Annotated in this window: 2 protein-coding genes; both read right to left on the bottom strand. The window is 57.3% G+C overall.

Annotated features, from left to right (window positions below; translation table 11 throughout):
* On the bottom strand, window positions 1–1,094 hold a 1,094-nt coding region (locus tag AC1DRJ_RS25115; protein WP_477804536.1), incomplete at its 3' end, for a transporter substrate-binding domain-containing protein.
* A gap of 121 nt (window positions 1,095–1,215) precedes the next feature.
* On the bottom strand, window positions 1,216–2,232 hold a 1,017-nt coding region (gene rpoD, locus AC1DRJ_RS25110; RefSeq protein WP_477804535.1), incomplete at its 5' end, for an RNA polymerase sigma factor RpoD.

The raw sequence follows: 2,232 nt of genomic DNA, 5'->3' as shown, positions 1-2,232 counted from the left end.
GGGTGGATGATGTTGCGCCAGAACCCTGGAATGAGCCAATGAGACAGGGGGTACCCCAACAGGTCTTCGGCGTGCGGCGACACATAGCTGTAGGTGTAATCGCTCATCCGTGCTTCCCAGGCAATGGCCGACAGACTCTCGACCAGCCCGCGATAGTGATATTCGCTGCTGCGCAGTTCCTGTTCGAGGTCGACCCGACGCGCAATTTCAGAACTCAGTCGACGGTTTATCCGGATCACCACGGCGAGCATGCCCATCAGAAACAGCAACCCTGGCAGGCCGTAAATCAGTACATCCGACCAGAAGCTTCGCTGATCCAGGACATTGCCCACCCAGCGTTGCTGAATGGCGCTGATTTCACTCGGACTCATATCCGCCAGTACTTTGTCCAGAATGCTGACCAGCACCTTATTGCCAGGAGGTGCGGCCATTGCCAATTGAAAGCGATAGGGCGTTTCGCCACTGACATATAACCCTGCGAGCTTGAGCTGGCGAAGGCTCCAGACGCTGGAAGCGAGATCGCCCACTACGGCGTCCACTTCGTCGGCGGCCAGCGCCTGCAAGGCCGAACTCACATTGGGCATCGGCWCCAGACTCAGATCAGGGTGATGGGCTCGCAACAGCTCATGGGGCGCATAGTTTTTCACCACGGCAATTTTCAGCCCGTACAGATCTTCGAGTTTGTGCGGTTGGGCACCTCCGACGTGGGCCAGTATGACAATCGGAAAGTCGAGATAAGGGCGAGTAAACGACAGGAACGACTGGCGCTCCGGGGTCGACATGATGCCGGGTATAAAGTCCAGTTTGCCTTGTTTGGCCTGTTCCAGCAGAGCGGTCCAGCTGCCTGGCTCGATGGGTGTCAGCTTGATGGCCAGCCTGTGCCGGATCACATTGATGTAGTCCTCCACCAAGCCCTGATAACGGCCCTGTTCGTCTCGGAACTCAAATGGCGCCCAAGACGCGTCCACACTCAGGCGTAAATCCGGGTGTGCGGCCAACCAGCTACGTTCGTCGTCGGTCAGAGTCAGCGCGCCAGCCGTTGCGGTCCAAGTCATCAGCGACAGCAAAAAAAGCACGGTCGGCAATATGGGCATAACGGTCTCGTTATGGCGCGGGGGAATGTGTCGAGTGTAGACGGGCTAAACGGCAGGGGGGCGTGCGGGGGATTTAATCTGCATAAAGCAAAACCCCCGGCCTGGGCCGGGGGTTCTGTTGTTACTCGTCGAGGAAGGAGCGCAAATGCTCGCTTCTCGTCGGGTGGCGCAGCTTGCGCAGTGCCTTGGCTTCGATCTGACGAATCCGTTCACGGGTCACGTCGAACTGCTTACCAACCTCCTCAAGGGTGTGGTCGGTATTCATGTCGATACCGAAGCGCATGCGCAGAACCTTGGCTTCACGGGCAGTGAGACCGGAGAGTACTTCGCGAGTCGCTTCTTTAAGGCTCTCAACGGTAGCGACATCGATTGGCGACTGCATGGTCGAGTCTTCGATGAAGTCACCCAGATGGGAGTCTTCGTCATCACCGATCGGGGTTTCCATGGAGATCGGCTCTTTAGCGATCTTCAATACCTTGCGGATTTTGTCCTCAGGCATTTCCATGCGTTCGCCCAGCTCTTCCGGGGTCGGTTCGCGACCCATTTCCTGCAACATCTGCCGGGAAATACGGTTGAGCTTGTTGATCGTCTCGATCATGTGCACCGGAATACGGATGGTGCGGGCCTGGTCGGCGATCGAGCGAGTGATCGCCTGACGGATCCACCAGGTGGCATAAGTCGAGAATTTGTAGCCGCGGCGGTATTCGAACTTGTCTACCGCTTTCATCAAACCGATGTTGCCTTCCTGGATCAGATCGAGGAATTGCAGGCCACGGTTGGTGTACTTCTTGGCGATGGAGATCACCAGACGCAAGTTCGCTTCAACCATCTCTTTCTTCGCACGGCGGGCCTTGGCCTCGCCGATCGACATGCGACGGTTGATGTCCTTGATCTCAGCGATCGTCAAACCGGTTTCGGTTTGCAGCGCGATCAGCTTCTGCTGGCAACGAATGATGTCCGGTTGCAGGCGACCAACGGCTTCAGCGTATTTGCTTTTGCCTTTGGCCAATGCCTCGGTCCAGCTTTCGTCAACTTCGTTGCCCGGGAACTGGCGCAGGAAGTCGGCACGCGGCATGCGGGCATCACGAACGCAAAGTTGCATGATCGCGCGCTCTTGTTGACGCAGGCGATCCAAGGC

The organism is Pseudomonas sp. P5_B2, assembly GCF_056400445.1.
The sequence above is the reverse complement of the archived record's forward strand: the minus strand, read 5'-3'. Positions and strand labels throughout refer to the sequence as shown.